This is a genomic window from Vibrio litoralis DSM 17657, from assembly GCF_000426765.1.
GTDB classification, from domain to species: Bacteria; Pseudomonadota; Gammaproteobacteria; order Enterobacterales; family Vibrionaceae; genus Vibrio; species Vibrio litoralis.
Window position 1 is genome coordinate 65,308 of sequence record NZ_AUFZ01000001.1, and the last position, 16,014, is coordinate 81,321.

The window sequence follows — 16,014 nt, forward strand, 5'->3', positions numbered from 1 at the left end:
ATTCACTTGTTTGATATGATGAACCTAGAAACCCGATGAACTCATTTCATATTAAGGAACACGGATGCTTCGCTCATTAATGGTTCGCCTTTTCGCTATCAGCTTTTCTTTTATGCTGGCTTTTTCTAGCCACGCCGCCACCGATGAAAGGCTCTCTGACTCAGATGTCACTCGCTATTTTGTGTGTAGTTACCTTCATACCGAAGACAGCTATAAAATCGGTGCTTATTTGATTAAAAACTATGAATTTCAATGGTATAGCCACAGTGAAACATATAAAGCATTAGTGAATGACAGGTTAGCTGAAATTTCTCGCGACCAAGGCGTGTCTAAGTTTAAAGCGGAAGATGAGCTATCAACCAAATATAAATGTAATAGTGCCTATATCGATTTGATTGGGTTAAGCAATATTAAAATTTAAACTCTTAGGAGAGAATGATGACTGAGAAAAACACTCAAGGGCTGGCGTTATACCACTTCGAAACTTGCCCATTTTGTCAAAAAGTACGTCGTGCAATGGCTGAATTAGGTGTAGAGCTTGAGTTGCGTGATACTCGCAAAAATCCAGACTACCGTGAAGAGCAAATCAACGGTGGCGGTAAAGGACAAGTGCCATGTCTACGCATCGAGAAAGCGGGCGAAGTAACTTGGATGTACGAATCAGACGCAATTATTGATTACATTAAAGCGTTGTAATTAAGCTATTTATATATTTGAAAAGCTGACCTTATCTTACTCATTAGGTCAGCTTTTTTTGTGCCTTGTAACACAAGTTTTTGGTATTCACTTTTGAATATCCAACACTTGCTTTATTATGCCGCCCACTCTCCAACATCATCAAAAGGACACTAACATGGCCGTTATTCGCTGGATCCTTGGTCGCATCATTTTATTACTCAACTTTATCTTTTCACCACGCGGCGTAAAGCGCACCCCAGAAGCTCAACAAGTTATCAATGAGCGAACTCAACAGCTCGCGCTTTACCAATTTGATGCCTGCCCATTTTGCGTCAAAGTTCGCCGAGCAATGAAACGTAATAGCTTAAATATTGAATTAAGAGATGCCAAAACCGAACCGCACCGTCAAACCCTACTCGATGGTGGTGGCCGCGTGAAAGTACCTTGCCTACGTATTGAAAAAGAAGGTGAAGTAACCTGGATGTATGAGTCGAATGACATCATCCAATATTTAGAGCAAGAGATTGCACAAGCGTAAATTAATATGCTGTTAGCCGAGTGGTTTATCGCTCGGCTAGTTATCGGCACAAATTACTTTCAACACTCTAGCTGGGTTACCACCAATTAAAACGTTGTTTCCAAAACTCTTTGTTACCACAGCACCAGAGGCGACCACTACATTGTCACCAAGAGTTACACCTGGGTTGATAACCGCATGACCACCTATCCAACAGTTGTCACCAATGTTTATTGGCTTTGCTAGTTCTAGACCACTATTCCTCTCGATTGGGTCTAAGGGATGTGTCGCTGTATAAACTCCCACTTGAGGTGCAAGTAAACAGTTATTACCAAACTTTACTTCCGCAACATCCAAAATCACGCAGCCAAAATTAGCATAAAAGTTATCACCAACATGAATATTAGATCCGTAGTCACAATTAAAAGAAGATTCAATATGAATATTGTCACCTGTTGTACCAAACAGATGATTAATTATTTCGACACGTTTTTGTTGAAACTCAACAGAAGTTTTATTCAACTCTTCAGTTAGCAATCTAGCTTTCAATCTTAACTTTAATAGCTCTTCGTCATTTGGGTCATAAAACTTACCAGCTAACATTTTTTCTTTTTCTGACATTAAATGTGGACTCCAGTCCCAATGTACACATCACGCCCAATTAAATGAGCATCCATTATGGTGACAAACTCTAAACCCAAATTAACGCTCTTGGCACTTCCATTCAAGTTGCTTGTATGACTAATTATTACCTACAAAGGCTTTAATCTTGTTATATAAAAACGTCAGTACGAAATAAACTGAAACATACAAAACCAAATCTAATATCGCGAGCTTAAAATTAAATGGATCTGAAATGATGTTGTAAGATAAGCCAACTTGAGAGCCTAAATATTTCGCTATTATGACTGTGGTGATAAAGATTAATATTTTCATTGAACTACCAATATAAACACTAAAAAATGCCTCTTATTAAAAGCATAATATTTTAGTTCAAATAACAAGCAACCACACTCATATCAAACAAGCTAACTTTGCGACAAAGGAGTCAATTTTCTGTAAATGATTCAAGCTACCTTCCCCTAAATCACATTATTCGCCGAAGTTGGCCCGGTTTCTGAATCAATCGCAAACCATTCTGTTTCGGTTTCTGAACCGCAGTGCTTCATTTTTGCTAAATTAAAACTCGGCACCTCAAGTAGATACAAAGCATCTCCAAACTCTTTTAAACCGGATTGGCAAAACGATTGAATGAAGGTATTGGTCTGGCCGGTGCTTAACTCACTGACCGACTGCATGTCAGCAAAGGTAAACACGAGTATTGGAACGTATTCATACCAGTCAACATTGCAGTGAAAAGCGTCAGGGTGATCTTCATCCCATGTACGGCATTGGTTTAGAAACACAACAAATGGTGAATGGGTAGGCTTTGAGATTGGCTGCCAGTCTTGCCAATGCTTTTTGCGGCAATCGTACTGGCGCTGAATTTGGGTCGCAAAGATCGTTATCATCACACTACCCTCAACTTCATGTAAATTCACTGCGCGGCAGTAGGGTGAGATTAGCCCATGAGATAACACCATCAAATATCGCTGAGAACTATCGTAATGATTAAAAGACAAGCTGAGTTGGTAGGTATCTGATTGGGTATCCAATTCACAGTAAACCGGAAAGTCGAGTGTTGTATCGATCAGCTGACAGTGGCGCTTCACCGCTTGCATCGCTTCAATTTCTGGTGAGGTTAACGTGGTAGGGGTAAGCAGATTAGACTGCGCTGAAGAGGTTTGTGGTAATTCGCTTTGAGAACGAGGTTCTGCTTGAGTATCCGAAGGTGGTGAAGGCGAAGTACTGCAACCTAGTGCTGTTATGATCAACAGCAAGGTTGCAGCTTTCCAATAGCTAGCATCAGGCGCAATTACTCCTTTCATCACGCCCTCCTAAACCTAGAACTTATCTAGTAAGGATAGTTGGTATTTATAGATTTGTAGACTCTGATTATTGACTTGTGATGCTCGCTTTTACCTTACCAAGTAAAGTAAACACCCCCACTAATACCGCGCCAGCCGCCAATCCAAGCACGCCAGTGATAACAAATGGCAGTACAGAGCCTACAACTGGCAAACTCACGACCGATTGGATCATGCCATCCGTCAAATGATGCACCGCAGGAATAGTATGTTCGATAATACCGCCACCGACTAAAAACATCGCGACGGTTCCGACTACCGTTAATACTTTCATTAACTTAGGCGCAGTAGCTACAAGGCCATTACCGATTGAATTCATAATGCCTTGGCCTTCACTTTTTCGTTGTAAGTAAAAACCTAGATCATCTAGCTTTACAATCCCTGCCACTAAGCCGTACACACCGCACGTCATCATAAAGGCGATTAAACTCACCACGACAATTTGCGTCAGTTGTGGATGCCCTTGAACGATACCTAACGCAATCACTATAATTTCTAATGAAAGAATAAAGTCGGTACGTATGGCACCTTTAATTTTCTTTTTCTCGTAAGCCACAAGGTCTTGTGGAACGGCTTCTGCATTCTCTTGCTCAACATGGTGGTGATGCGGCAGATACTTTTCGAGAACTTTCTCTGCACCTTCATAACAAAGATATAAGCCACCGAGTAACAAAACCGGCATGATCAACCAAGGGGCTAGCGCACTCACAATCAATGCCGATGGCACTAAAATCAACTTATTGCGAAAAGAACCTTTCGCCACGCCCCATACTACTGGAATTTCTCGTTCCGCTCGCACACCCGTTACCTGCTGAGCATTTAGCGCTAAATCATCACCAAGTACACCGGCTGTTTTTTTAGCCGCCACTTTAGACATGACTGCGACATCATCTAACACTGATGCAATATCATCTAATAACGTTAATAAACTTAAACCAGCCATGTTGTACCTTCTCTTTAATCTTTTAACTCGCACTTTACCACTGAATCTATACCCAAGTAACTTCAAGGTGTGAGTTTCAACATCTTGAAGTCACTTAAGTATAAGCCTAGCGTGGTGAATCCAATAACATTCCCCTCTCTTCTTTAAAAACAAAAACACATCATAGAGTTAACAAAAACTTCAAATACGAGCAAATAAACAACAGTAAATATCAACAAAACTAAATTTGACAGATTAAAATCACATTATCATCGGTTATTTTCGATATATTCAGAAACTTCATGTAAAGTGCAGGCCTTTAAAATTACCGGCGTCTTTTTGAAACCGGTAGGAATCGACTATTCCGAATGTATAACATTAATTAGAGGCGACAATGACGTATCAGCCAACGCGCTTACCCAGTTTGACACAAGTCTTTATTTCTCTAGGACTGTTCTTATTACTGGCATTCTCTTTTACTGCTAAGTTAAACCTTCCTATCCAACTCGCGCTTTATATCGGTTGGTTTATCATCATCGGTTTAGGTACCTATCTTGGCCATAAATACAAAGATTTAGAAAAAGCTGCTTTAGGTGGAATTTCAAACGGCTTAGGTGCTGTACTGATCTTACTGGCCGTGGGTGCCCTTGTCGGCACCTGGATCTCTGGCGGTATCGTTCCAACCATTATTTATTATGGTCTGAAAGCAATCCACCCTTCTATTTTCCTTCTAGCGACCATGATCATTTGTTCATTAACCGCTCTTGCTACGGGTACCTCTTGGGGCTCAGCAGGTACAGCTGGTATTGCGATGATGGGTATCGGGCAAGGTCTGGGCGTTCCTGCTCCAATTACCGCTGGTGCGGTGCTTTCTGGTTGTTACTTTGGTGACAAAATGTCGCCGCTGTCTGACTCTGTGATCTTGGCGTCTTCTATGTCGAACGTAGAAGTCATGGAACACATCAAAGGTATGCTTCCGATTGCCCTGATCAGCTATATCATTACTGGTGTGCTGTTTACCGCATTTGGCTTTCACTATGCGGGCAAAGTGGACATGTCACAGGTTCAAGGCGTGATCACGGCTATGGAGCAACAATTTACTATTACCCCACTTTCCTTTGTGCCGGTAATTATAGTTCTTAGTTTACTGGCGATGCGTATGCCGTCATTCCCAGTGATTAGCTTTGGCTCTCTACTGGGTATCGTGTGGGCCGTGTATGTGCAAGATATTGATTTCTTAACCGCATTCAATACCGCATGGGCACCTTACAGCATTAGCTCTGGCGTTGATTTCATTGATGCAATCTTAAACCGCGGCGGCATGTCTTCAATGCTTGGCTCAGTGGCTGTGATTGTGTTTGGTTTAGGCTTTGGTGGCCTACTTGATAAGGTTGGTCTATTAGAAACAGTAGCCAAACTATTCGAAAAACGTATTCAAAGCGCGGGTTCTCTTGCCTCTAGCACTATTGCAACGGCCTTTATGGGGAACGTATTTGGCTCGGCAATGTATGTGTCTTTGATTCTGACACCTAAGATTTGTGCCAAGAACTACGACCGCTTAGGCTACCAACGTAAGAACCTTTCTCGTAATGCAGAATTCGGTGGCACATTAACCTCAGGCATGGTGCCTTGGAGTGATAATGGTATCTACATGGCGAGTATTTTAGGGGTTGCTACTCTATCCTATGCACCTTTCATGTGGCTAAGCTTTATTTGTATCTTCATGACAATTCTATGTTCTTATATGGGTTGGTTCGTCGATAAATGTGAGCCAATTGCACAAGCAGATCAAGAAGAAACGGTTGAACTAAAACCGCAAACAGTCTCTTAGCCTAGATTAAATATCTACCAGAAAGGTATAAAAACAGAAATGCCGCTAACTTCAAAGGATCACTCCAAAAGAAAGTTAGCGGCATTTTTATCGCAGTGACTTTTCATTAACTTACTAAGTCATTGATTTATCAAGACCGTATTAACGACGTTTATTCGCTAAAAACGCATCTTCTGAAATTTTGTTCCCTTGCTCATCTTGAACCGTGAAAACATAATTCATACCGGATCCGGCTACATTACTCACCACAAGCATACCATTCTCATCGGTCATTGCTTGTTTAGGACCAAAACCTTTAATTTCTACTGGGTAGTTTGCTAGCGGTTCACCATCCTGGGTCACCTTAACTACCGCTTGATCACCAGTGTGAGAATTCACACTGAGGTTAATTCCGTTTGAAGTAGAAGCCATTGCTGCTGAACTTAACACTAAAGAAGTCGCAAGCAGTGTTGTAGATAACAATTTCATAATTAGCTCCTTTCTTAAAACAAATTCTGTATTGAACTCATTTACCAAACTAATGATAGCGTGATTTTCATCACAATAAACTGCATTAACCTGCACTAGATCATCGAAAAACTTGAACAAGAAAAGGTGAACTATTTTTTGATGCTTCTACAGCCCTTACCTAGTCTCGATTTGAAGAAAGTAGAGCTTTTTAATATAAAATTAGGGCGCTAAAAATTCTTTCAGCAGCCTCACATTGAGATGTTTTTTTAACCGTCAACTAACGATAAATCACGCAAAGTGAGAGCGATTACGTCCACTTTCTTTAGCTTTATAAAGCGCCTCATCGACTCGTTTCACTAGACCACGTTTTTCATCACCACTCACAATCACCGAAGCGCCGATACTAACGGTTACTTATAATAATACCTAAGTAGCCTTATTGGATATGTAAAAAACCCCTGAAACTTTCAGCTCCAGGGGTTTAATGTTTATATTTTACTTTGGCCGATTTTTGATTAAATCAAGCCAAAGGTAAAGTGCATACCGTAGAACACACCGCGGCCAAAAATTTCTGCGCCAATTAACGCGACTAAAGCCAGTAAGCTATAAAAGCGTACTTTGTTGTTTTCTTGGTGAGCCGATACTGACCACAATACCGCCGCAATTAACATCAATACACATTGCGTCATGATCATGCTTGAGTATTCAGTTAATACTGTTGTGCCTTGGTGAATCGATGTCACGACCGTTGAGAAATCCAACACGCGAGAAATCATCACTACAAAGTGCACAGCAATCAGTAATACGCCTACGCCAGCAATGATTTTGTTTGATTTTACTGAGCGCACATCAAAGGCATTCAGCAATACGTAACCAAACAATAAACCAGCGGTGATCACGGTAAACGTGAACTCGATTGGCGTGTAGATGCTATCCCATAACGGCACGGTGTTGATCAAATACACTTTGATCATTGCCGCCATGAAAACCACACCCGCTAGAGAACCTAGGTGACGTAAACCGGTACGTAGTGAACGAGTACCAAGGTTCAACACTTCGGTTAACCAGTAGATACCAGCAATGGCGAAGAAAATTGAACCGGTTAAGATCTCATTCGATAGACCAGATGCATCAACACGGTTAAACGAGTTAAACGCACGCAATGGTGAGCCTAAGTGTAGCGTCGATGCAGCGAAACCAATCGCCATAAAGCCCAACACAAAGAATAAAGCTTTAATCGCTAGATTCTTACTTTCATCTTCACCAGTCACACACATTAAGCGAGTGCTCACTAATAGGTAAGCGCCAACCGCACATTGGGCTAATACGGTAAAGATAACTAAAGGGAGTTCTAAAAAGTGCATTAGATCACCTCCTTCGGATTTTGTAAGAAGCCTGAAGTATCCCCTAATGGTTTCGCATTCGGGTTTAACTTCACGATAAGGTTTGGACTGGTTAAGCGGGAATCTGGTAGTGGCGCACAATCTGCGTTGTTACCGTATTTAGCGCGTAACTCATCAATTGGACCAAACTCAATCGCACGTAGTGGGCATGAATCCACACAAACTGGCATTAAGCCTTCCGCAACACGCTCATGACAACCATCACACTTCGTCATGTGACCTTTTTCTTCGCTGTATTGTGGTGCGCCGTAAGGACAAGCCATGTGGCAGTATTTACAACCGATACATACTTCTTCATTTACCACCACTAAACCATCTTCTTCACGCTTATGCATCGCGCCAGATGGACAAACCTTAGTACAAGCAGGATTTGAACAATGGTTACACGCAATCGATAGGTAATAGGCGTATACATCTTGACGGTAAACACCGTTGTTTTCAGACCAGTTACCACCAACATATTCGTAAATACGACGGAAGTTACGCTTAACGTCTAGGTCTTTGTTGTCTTTGCATGAAAGCTGACAAGTTTTACAGCCAGTACATTTACTTGAATCAATGTAGAAGCCGTATTGTTTTTTTACATTTACTGGCGAGTTAGCACCAGATGAAGTCGTTACGCTCATGCCTTAACTCCCATGCTTTTCAGTAGTTTAATTTCAACTAGGTTAGTGTGCGATGGATTCGCTTTTGCCAGTGGAGTTGGACGTGCGGTAGTCAATACGTTAATTGAACCATTCATGTCGGTACCTTCACGGTTTGGCGCATACCAAGCACCTTCACTAAGCGCAGTCGTATTAGGGATGATGCGTGGTGTGACTTTGGCGCACACTTGCAACTTACCGAATTCACTTTCTACCTGAACTAGGTCACCATTTTTAATGCCACGAGGCTCGGCATCCATTGGGTTAATCCAAATTTCTTGTGGTGCCGCCGCTTTCAATAACTCGACGTTGCCGTAAGTTGAGTGAGCGCGAGCTTTGTAGTGGAAACCCGTCATTTGCAGTGGGAATTTTTCACGCTTCGGTGAATCCCAGCCATCAAACGTTGGGTGGTATTCAGGGATTGGTGTAATGTGCTCATCTTCATCTAATTCCCAAGTCGCTGCGATGTTTGCTAACTGCTCAGAGTAGATTTCAATTTTGCCCGATGGTGACGGTAATGGGTTGGCAATTGGATCTTTACGGAAGTCTTCAAGTTCAACATAAGGACGATCATGTTGTTTCTTGTAGATACCTTGCTTACGCATAGTGTCGTAATCCGGTAGATCTGCATCGTTATTTTGCTTCACCGTTTGTGCGTACATCCACTGTAACCATTCTTCTTGAGTACGGCCTTCGGTGAATTCTTTTTCTACGCCTAAGCGCTTCGCCAGATCAGACAACATGTCGTAAATTGGACGACATTCAAAACGCGGTTTGATCGCTTGACTTGCAAAGATGAAGTACGGCATTGAACCTGCTGCGCCATCCATACAGAAATCCGATTGCTCAGAAGTGGTACAGTCTGGCAGTACAATATCGGCATATTTTGCAGATGAGGTCATGTGGTTATCGATCACGACGATCATTTCACACGCTTTTTCATCTTGCAGAATTTTATGAGTACGGTTGATGTCTGAGTGTTGGTTAATCAAACAGTTACCTGCATAGTTCCAGATAAATTTGATTGGATTTTGCAGACGCTCAACACCACGAATACCGTCAGTTTTGTCGGTCATTTCGTGTGCACGGTAAATTGCATCCGTCCATAAGAACATTGGGATAGACGCTTTAACTGGGTTGGGTATTTTCGGGAAACGTTGGAATGGGTAGCTATGGTCGCCTTCACGCATACCAGTACCACCACCTTGTAGGCCAACTTGACCACGAAGTAGAGAAAGCATACCGATCGCTTTACATGCTTGCTCACCGCTTGCAGAACGTTGTAAGCCCCAACCTTGAGTGATATAGATGCGGTTAGCATTACCAATTTCACGCGCCAGTTTGATGATATCTTCTGCTGGTACACCCGTAATTGGTGCCGCCCACTCAGGCGTCTTAGGCGTTTTATCGTTGCCGTTACCTAGGATGTAATCTTTATAGCTACCATTTTTTGGTGCTGATGCAGGTAGAGTCTTCGCATCATAACCAACACAGTAAGTGTCTAGGAATGCTTGGTCGACTTTATCTTCCGTGATCAGTACATGCGCAATCGCTGCACATAATGCGGCATCGGTACCGTGACGTAATGGAACCCATTGGTCTTCACGGCCACCAGCCGTATCGGTGTAACGAGGATCGATAATAATGGTGCGAGTACGGTTCTTTTGCTGACCTTCTACATAGTTATGCGTTTGGCCGCCACCAGACATACGCGTCTCAGCAGGGTTATTACCAAAGAAAATAGCAAGATCAGCATTTTGAATATCATCCATGCTGTTGTTAGCAACCCAACCGCCATAAAAGAAATCGGTCATACATTCGATCGCGGCTGCCGAGTAATCACCATAGTGGTTTAAGTAGCCACCTTTTAGGTTCATTAAGCGTGCAATCAGTGTTGAGCTTGGATCCCAACTTTTGGTAACCGTACCGCCAAGCGTACCTGTACCGTAGTTAAGATAAACGGCATCATTGCCATAATTTTTAATCGTGTCATCCAGACTTGCTGCAATTGTATCTAGCGCTTCATCCCAGCTGATGCGTTTGAATTTACCTTCGCCACGTTTACCAACACGTTTTAGAGGGTATTTTAAGCGATCAGGGTTATATACGCGGCGACGCATAGAGCGACCACGCAAACACGCGCGCACTTGGTGAGAGTTATTAAACTCATCTAGCCCAGTGTTGTCAGTTTCAACCCACTTAATTTCACCATCAACCACATGCATACGTAATGGACAACGGCTACCACAGTTTACGGTACATGCCGACCATACGATTTTTTCATCTGGTTTCGCTGGAGTTTCAATCGCAAGCGCTTTTTTGCTGAACGGTAATGTTAAGCCACTAGTCACAGTTGCTAGGGCACCTAACGCGGCACTACCTTTGACAAAGCCACGACGTGTGACTGCAAATGCGTCGTTCTTATTTGTCTGTTTATTATTAACTGACACGACTTTTCCTCATTTTATACTTCGAGTGATGGCCGTGATTATGGACTTACCCCTATAGAGGTACTTTGTTCTAAATCAAAGTCTGTCGACTCTATTCAACGTATATTACGTGCCACTTAGAATGAGATATAGAGCACACTTTAAAATGACGAATTTTTACACAGAATCTGCATTAATCACCAAAATTCTTGGCGCGTTAATCTATTTCCGACCAAGTGAATTTAGCGACAATGGCCTAGACCGAGTCTTAGCTTTACAGGTCGAATCACAAGAAAGCAGTGCTTTGATTAAAATGTTTCAAAGCGTACTTGATCAATTTAACCGTGCCGATATCGACTCTTTAAATATGGCTCACGATGAATTTTTTTCAGGTATTGGTGATATGCCAGTGCCACCTTGGGGTTCGGTGTATTTAGATCGTGAGTGTGTGCTATTTGGTGAATCGACTTCTGAATATAAGCAGTTTTTAGTGCAGCAAGGTTTTGAATTTGAAACCCACAATAATGATCCACTCGATCACATTGGCTTAATGCTAATGACGTTGGGCGAATTACTTGAAAACCAAACCACCGATGAAATATCATCTGCATTAGATGAACTATTAAGTTATCACTTACTACCTTGGACGCCGCATTACTTACGACAAGTTGCACCATTGATTTCTGAGCCAGCTTACGCACAAGCCATCGCGCTGACGCAAACCTTATTAAATGATCTACAAACGGCATTTAACTTAACCGTAAAACCAAGAAAGATTCACTTTAAAATTGCGCAGTAATAAGCCAATGACTGAACGTAAGATTAAAACACAAGAACCGCAACCAAGCCGCCGTGCCTTATTTACCGGCATGGCGAAACGCAGCTATCAAGCAGCAAAAGTTGAAGAGAAAGTACAACGCACCGTACCTCGACCACCTACTGCGGTCGATGAAGATATTTTTACTCGTTTGTGCAATCAATGTGGGGAATGTGAAAAGGTTTGCCCAGAGTCTATTATTCGTATGGAAAACGGCTTTCCAACGTTAGATGTCGAATATTCTCATTGCACCTTGTGTGGTAAATGCCAAACCGCTTGTCCGACGATTGCGTTATCCAACAAACAGCAAGATACCGGGCTACGAGCAAAAGCATCTGAAACCTGTATTAACCTTTATGGCTATTGTGATTCATGCGCGCAATCTTGCCCAAGCCAGGCTTTGGAATGGAAAGACAGTCAAATCCCGAGCATTGATATCAACAAATGCGCTGGCTGCGGGATCTGTAAAAGTGACTGCTTTATTGGTGCGATTCAGTTGAGATAAATGACTCACCTCTCAACCATAATCAACCTTGGCTACCTTTATTTAACACAAAGGAAACATTATTGCTCTCACTCTGTCTTTTCGGCCTTTGTTGTAACAAAAACCTGACACCGCACTAGGAAAAACCTACAAATACACCTTTGTTATTATCAATTGAGCGATATAATAGCCACTCTTCAAACAGGCATTTGAAAGTACATTTTGTTGCTTGATGCCTGCCCTTTGAAATTGAACCGTTATAGGATACACACCTCGCATGCTCAGCTTTGCCAAAACTGCTTGTTCTCGCTTTAAACAAGCCCCTCGTTCTATTCGAATTACATCCTATTTAGGCCTAGCTTATGCGACTTACGCTCTTATATTAGGGTTAATTGTTCCTGCTGTGGTTCAATCACAAGTACCAACGGCACTTTCTGAATTACTTGGCAGACAAGTGAATATTGAAAAAGTCCGCATTAACCCATTTTTATTACGCTTTAGAGTCGATGGGTTTGAAATTAAAGAAGCGAATGATAGCCAATCTTTTGTCAGCTTTGAGCACTTAGATCTACAAATTGGTTTCTGGCGCAGTGTATTACACCTAACACCGAGCTTAGATCACCTGCACTTACAACAGCCTGATGTAAAGATGGTGCGTGTCGATAACCAAGGTAACTTCAACTTTACCGATATTATTGAATCTGTTGCTAACGCTTCAAAACCAACAGAAGAAACCAAAGCAACTGATGAGCCTTCTTCTGGCCTTCCTCCGTTTCACGCGCGTGATATTCAACTGATCAACGGCCAATTCGATTTTATCGATAACCCAACTGGCGCACATTTAAAATACCAAGGCTTAAATATCCGCTTGCCGCGTTTGGACTCTCAAGCACAGACTTTTGCCAAAGCCGACATACAGGATTCTTCTAGCTCAGATCAACAAAACCACTTCGCCATCAATGTAACTGGCGCAGATAATGGCGCGTTGGATCTAGAAGGTAAGTTCCAATTTGAACCTTTTGCTATCGAAGGCAAGTTGGGCATGAACAATATTACGCTATCGAATTTCTGGCCGTTTGCTGAAAAGCAACTGGATGCCAAGCTGACTAGCGGTAAATTCAACTTCTCAACTGAATTCCAAGCGAAAAATGAACCGACTCGCTTTGATTACTCAACCAGTAAGGGTCGTTTTGAACTATTAGATCTCAATTTCACTGACGGTGAAAAAGACAAAATTACACTACCGAGTTTAACGCTAGATAATATTGCCCTAGGTAACAAACAACATGCTATTGATATCGCCGCGCTAACCCTCGATGGCCTATGGATTGATGCACTAGTCAACAAGCAAGGGCTCGATCTACAACGTTTATTCACACCAAAACAAGAAGCGCCAAAACCTACCGTAAGTGTCAAAGCAGCCGATACAGATAAAATCGAGCCGACAGCAGAATCAGAAGAAGTTGTGCAACCAAGCGTAACCGTCACCAAACAATCTACTCAAAATGCCTCTCCTTGGGTCGTACGTTTACATAAATTCGCCATGATCAATACCAATATTAATATCAACGAGAAAATGGTCAGTAGTGGCGTACATTGGCGCATCAACCCTTTAAATATTGAAGCTAATAACATCATTAGCGATTTATCTCAGCCGATTGATTACGATGTTAATTTAGAAGTGAACTCATGGGTGAAAAGCCCACTTGATCACACCCGAGGCAGTTTCTCTAGCCAAGGTAAAATTAATGCCAAAGATCTTACCTTTAAGGGTGATATCAACCTAGATCAACTTGAGCTAAGCCAATTCCAAGCCTATATCGACCCCTACCTCAATGTGCGCTTGCAAAATGGTAAGTTATCCACCAAAGGTCAATACAGCGCCGACACTGAGGGCAATGCGACGTTTACAGGACAAACTAATATTGCTAGCTTACTAGTGCGCGATAAATTGGAATATCAACCACTGATCCAATGGTCGAACATGGCAGTGAATAACCTGCGTTTCGATCTTGGACAAAAGAGCATCAAAATCAATTCGGTTAACTTTAACTCTCTTTACAGCAAAGTATTGATTGATAAACAACAGCGCACCAACATTGGTAGCTTGGTTAAGCCTCAACCAGCTTCTGCATCAAAAAATACTTCAAGCAGCCAAAACAGCAAGCCCTACTCTGTGGATGTCGGTAGCATCAATATCAGCAATGGTTCCGCTTACTTTGCCGATTATTCATTAACGCCAAGCTTCGCCTCTGGGATTGAATCACTTAATGGCTCGATTAGACACTTATCATCCACGCCAGGCACCAAAGCAAGCGTAGACCTAAAAGGCAAAATCAATAAATACGCACCGGTTACCTTAAAAGGTGATATTAACCCATTGATTAAAAACCCGTATTTGGACTTAGATTTCATCTTTAAGAGTGTAGAACTCACTTCAATAAACCCATACTCAGGGACCTATGCTGGTTATTACATTGATAAAGGTCAGCTATCTCTTGCTCTAAAATATCAATTGGAAAACAACCACTTAATTGGTGAAAACCACATGGTAATTGACCAGTTAAAATTAGGTGAACCAAGTGATTCTGATCTCGCGACTAGCCTACCGTTATCACTTGCGATTGCACTACTGCAAGATCGCAACGGCGTGATTGATTTAGGCGTTCAAGTGACCGGTGATGTCAATGCTCCCGACTTTAGCTTTGGTAGTGTGATATGGGGAGCATTTGCTAATGTCATCACCAAAGCCGTCACCTCGCCTTTCTCGATGATTGCAGGGCTTGCTGGCAGCGATGAAGAACTAAACCACATTACCTTTGATGCTGGCAAAGCGATGATTACCGGAGAAGAACAAGGCAAGTTGGATATCGTTGCCAAGGCACTACAAGAAAGACCAAAGCTAAAACTCAGCATTGTAGGTTCTGTTCAAGAAGCCGAAGATACCAGAGCGATTGCCGAACAAAAACTGCAAACCTTACTACTTAAAGAAAGTGGGGATGATGCAATTCCTGAAGGTTTAACTGCCGATAACTTCCCTGCTGATAGTGATTTATCCGACGCTTTAGAAGATCTCTTTAAAGACCAATTCAATATCCGTATTGGTACTGAAGAAGATAAAGTAGAAGAGCAATTAAAAGCTGAAACGGGTAAACAAGACATTGACGATGACGTTCTAGAGCAAGCACTCAATGCCAGCATGTATAACCAATTGGTTGAAGTACAAGATGTTAACCATGATGAACTCGGTAGCCTCGCGGTAGAACGCGCGCGTGCAATCAAAGCCTACTTAGTCGATGTTCAGAAAATTGAACCAGCTCGTATATTCATTCTAGACAGTAAGACCAAACTGAAAACCGAAGATCGCTCTGCAGAGTTATCTTTAGATGGTAGTTGATAGATAAGCCATTCAGCTACGGTGAACTTGATTACGGTTAACTCGATAATAAAAGCTCAAATTTCAAATGAAGTTTGAGCTTTTTTTGGGGGACATGAGTAATATGAATTTGTCTGGATATAATTTGCCAGTTTAGTGTCTGCGATATAACTAGATCTGACAGATTGCCCTAAATCAGTTAATGATCCGTAGTTTTATCTATCCTCAAACTTGTCATTCTAGAAATGAAGAATGAAATTTACGTGAAAGCTAGACCCCGCACATTATTAGAGCGTCATTCCAGCCGAGCCTAAGCGAGAGCAGGAATCTACTTATCACGCGCTGAATATTTACAGTGTTTTTTTACGCTAATATCATTACACAACAAGCGATCACAAATAACTCCCTCCCTTTACCAATGAAAATACTTGGCATCAAGATTTACAGCCAAGGGAGGGTTGATGTGAGTAGCTTATTTTTGCCCCAAAGGCGTTTA

At 42.0% G+C, this 16,014-nt stretch carries 15 protein-coding genes; 7 read left to right on the top strand and 8 right to left on the bottom strand.

Features of this window, described 5'->3' with window-relative positions:
• Positions 1-64: 64 nt before the first annotated feature.
• The 3 genes from K358_RS0100320 (at position 65) to K358_RS0100330 (ending at position 1,216) form a co-directional block, all read left to right on the top strand.
• Positions 65-421: a hypothetical protein gene (locus tag K358_RS0100320; protein WP_027694972.1), complete on the top strand. Its 357-nt coding sequence runs from the start codon at positions 65-67 to the stop codon at positions 419-421.
• 17 nt (positions 422-438) lie between these two features.
• Positions 439-696: a glutathione S-transferase N-terminal domain-containing protein gene (locus K358_RS17735; protein ID WP_083962711.1), complete on the top strand. Its 258-nt coding sequence runs from the start codon at positions 439-441 to the stop codon at positions 694-696.
• A gap of 157 nt (positions 697-853) precedes the next feature.
• A complete protein-coding gene (locus K358_RS0100330) occupies positions 854-1,216 on the top strand; it encodes a glutathione S-transferase N-terminal domain-containing protein (protein ID WP_027694973.1) in 363 nt (120 codons plus the stop codon).
• Between the two features lie 36 nt (positions 1,217-1,252).
• On the opposite strand, the gene K358_RS0100335 is transcribed toward K358_RS0100330, so the two are convergent.
• The 3 genes from K358_RS0100335 to K358_RS0100350 form a co-directional block, all read right to left on the bottom strand.
• Positions 1,253-1,816, bottom strand: coding sequence for a sugar O-acetyltransferase (locus K358_RS0100335; RefSeq protein ID WP_027694974.1), 564 nt, complete (start codon positions 1,814-1,816; stop codon positions 1,253-1,255).
• Between the two features lie 461 nt (positions 1,817-2,277).
• Positions 2,278-3,123 (bottom strand): hypothetical protein, encoded by an 846-nt coding sequence (locus K358_RS0100345; protein WP_027694976.1) that lies wholly within the window; start codon positions 3,121-3,123, stop codon positions 2,278-2,280.
• Between the two features lie 67 nt (positions 3,124-3,190).
• Positions 3,191-4,105 (bottom strand): DUF808 domain-containing protein, encoded by a 915-nt coding sequence (locus tag K358_RS0100350; protein ID WP_027694977.1) that lies wholly within the window; start codon positions 4,103-4,105, stop codon positions 3,191-3,193.
• A 373-nt stretch (positions 4,106-4,478) separates the two neighbouring features.
• Between K358_RS0100350 and nhaC the strand changes: the two genes are divergently transcribed.
• Complete coding sequence (nhaC, locus tag K358_RS0100355; protein ID WP_027694978.1) at positions 4,479-5,915, top strand: Na+/H+ antiporter NhaC; 1,437 nt, start codon at positions 4,479-4,481, stop codon at positions 5,913-5,915.
• A gap of 141 nt (positions 5,916-6,056) precedes the next feature.
• Here nhaC and K358_RS0100360 read toward each other — a convergent pair whose 3' ends face one another.
• The 5 genes from K358_RS0100360 to K358_RS0100380 all read right to left on the bottom strand — a co-directional run bounded on the left by K358_RS0100360 (position 6,057) and on the right by K358_RS0100380 (position 10,862).
• Entirely contained in the window at positions 6,057-6,383 is a 327-nt protein-coding gene (locus K358_RS0100360; protein ID WP_038149357.1) for a hypothetical protein, read from the bottom strand.
• Between the two features lie 270 nt (positions 6,384-6,653).
• Positions 6,654-6,767, bottom strand: coding sequence for a hypothetical protein (locus K358_RS19125; RefSeq protein WP_156888654.1), 114 nt, complete (start codon positions 6,765-6,767; stop codon positions 6,654-6,656).
• A 113-nt stretch (positions 6,768-6,880) separates the two neighbouring features.
• Complete coding sequence (locus tag K358_RS0100370; protein WP_027694980.1) at positions 6,881-7,729, bottom strand: dimethyl sulfoxide reductase anchor subunit family protein; 849 nt, start codon at positions 7,727-7,729, stop codon at positions 6,881-6,883.
• A complete protein-coding gene (locus K358_RS0100375; RefSeq protein ID WP_051241102.1) occupies positions 7,729-8,394 on the bottom strand; it encodes a DMSO/selenate family reductase complex B subunit in 666 nt (221 codons plus the stop codon). The genes K358_RS0100370 and K358_RS0100375 overlap by 1 nt, the downstream gene beginning before the upstream one ends.
• Positions 8,391-10,862 (bottom strand): DmsA/YnfE/YnfF family dimethyl sulfoxide reductase, encoded by a 2,472-nt coding sequence (locus K358_RS0100380; RefSeq protein WP_027694982.1) that lies wholly within the window; start codon positions 10,860-10,862, stop codon positions 8,391-8,393. Before K358_RS0100380 ends, K358_RS0100375 begins: the two co-directional genes overlap by 4 nt.
• Positions 10,863-11,007: 145 nt before the next feature.
• Between K358_RS0100380 and K358_RS17740 the strand changes: the two genes are divergently transcribed.
• From K358_RS17740 to K358_RS0100395, 3 genes are all read left to right on the top strand, one after another.
• Positions 11,008-11,640 carry a molecular chaperone TorD family protein gene (locus K358_RS17740; RefSeq protein WP_051241103.1) on the top strand — a complete coding sequence of 211 codons (633 nt, stop codon included), beginning with the start codon at positions 11,008-11,010 and terminating at the stop codon, positions 11,638-11,640.
• Positions 11,641-11,647: 7 nt separating this feature from the next.
• Entirely contained in the window at positions 11,648-12,163 is a 516-nt protein-coding gene (napF, locus tag K358_RS0100390) for a ferredoxin-type protein NapF (RefSeq protein WP_051241104.1), read from the top strand.
• A gap of 256 nt (positions 12,164-12,419) precedes the next feature.
• The gene (locus K358_RS0100395) at positions 12,420-15,539 is read left to right on the top strand and encodes a DUF748 domain-containing protein (protein ID WP_027694984.1); all 3,120 of its coding nucleotides are present in this window, start codon (positions 12,420-12,422) and stop codon (positions 15,537-15,539) included.
• The last annotated feature ends 475 nt before the right edge of the window (positions 15,540-16,014 follow it).

Coding starts and splice junctions, on each gene's coding strand:
- K358_RS0100360 (WP_038149357.1), bottom strand. CDS start 6,383: ATGAAATTGTTATCTACAACACTGCTTGCGACTTCTTTAGTGTTAAGT.
- K358_RS0100395 (WP_027694984.1), top strand. CDS start 12,420: ATGCTCAGCTTTGCCAAAACTGCTTGTTCTCGCTTTAAACAAGCCCCT.
- K358_RS17740 (WP_051241103.1), top strand. CDS start 11,008: ATGACGAATTTTTACACAGAATCTGCATTAATCACCAAAATTCTTGGC.
- nhaC (WP_027694978.1), top strand. CDS start 4,479: ATGACGTATCAGCCAACGCGCTTACCCAGTTTGACACAAGTCTTTATT.
- K358_RS0100370 (WP_027694980.1), bottom strand. CDS start 7,729: ATGCACTTTTTAGAACTCCCTTTAGTTATCTTTACCGTATTAGCCCAA.
- napF (WP_051241104.1), top strand. CDS start 11,648: ATGACTGAACGTAAGATTAAAACACAAGAACCGCAACCAAGCCGCCGT.
- K358_RS0100375 (WP_051241102.1), bottom strand. CDS start 8,394: ATGAGCGTAACGACTTCATCTGGTGCTAACTCGCCAGTAAATGTAAAA.
- K358_RS0100345 (WP_027694976.1), bottom strand. CDS start 3,123: ATGAAAGGAGTAATTGCGCCTGATGCTAGCTATTGGAAAGCTGCAACC.
- K358_RS0100330 (WP_027694973.1), top strand. CDS start 854: ATGGCCGTTATTCGCTGGATCCTTGGTCGCATCATTTTATTACTCAAC.
- K358_RS0100350 (WP_027694977.1), bottom strand. CDS start 4,105: ATGGCTGGTTTAAGTTTATTAACGTTATTAGATGATATTGCATCAGTG.
- K358_RS17735 (WP_083962711.1), top strand. CDS start 439: ATGACTGAGAAAAACACTCAAGGGCTGGCGTTATACCACTTCGAAACT.
- K358_RS0100320 (WP_027694972.1), top strand. CDS start 65: ATGCTTCGCTCATTAATGGTTCGCCTTTTCGCTATCAGCTTTTCTTTT.
- K358_RS0100335 (WP_027694974.1), bottom strand. CDS start 1,816: ATGTCAGAAAAAGAAAAAATGTTAGCTGGTAAGTTTTATGACCCAAAT.